Source organism: Streptomyces sp. ICBB 8177 (assembly GCF_003144095.1).
In the GTDB taxonomy this organism is placed as follows: Bacteria; Actinomycetota; Actinomycetes; order Streptomycetales; family Streptomycetaceae; genus Streptantibioticus_D.
Genome location: NZ_NSKH01000025.1, coordinates 1 through 306 on the forward strand (window position 1 = coordinate 1; position 306 = coordinate 306).

The 306-nt window shown below is 71.2% G+C and carries 1 protein-coding gene; it reads right to left on the reverse strand.

Translation table 11 applies throughout. The features are described 5' to 3' along the window. The coding region (locus CK485_RS28385) for an AMP-binding protein (protein WP_146214599.1) at positions 1 to 306 on the reverse strand (306 nt) is incomplete at both ends.

Below are 306 nucleotides of genomic sequence, written 5' to 3' on the forward strand. Positions count from 1 at the left end.
TGTGTGGTGCGGTGGGCGAGTTCGTGGGTGAGGGGTTCGCCGCCGCACATCACGGCGCGCAGGCTCTCCGGCGCCGCCACACTCGCACCGTCCAGCACGACCGACAGGTGCGACGGCACGAACTGCGCCACCGTCACCTGGAACTCCCGCATGCGGCGCAGCAGCAGATCCGGCTCCCGGTTGGTCTGCGGAGCGACCAGGCACGTCGAAGCGCCGTGGAGGAGGGGGAGCCAGGTCTCCCAGACGGAGGCGTCGAAGCTGGGTGAGGTGCGGGCCAGGACGCGGTCCTGCGGTGTCAGTCGCAGG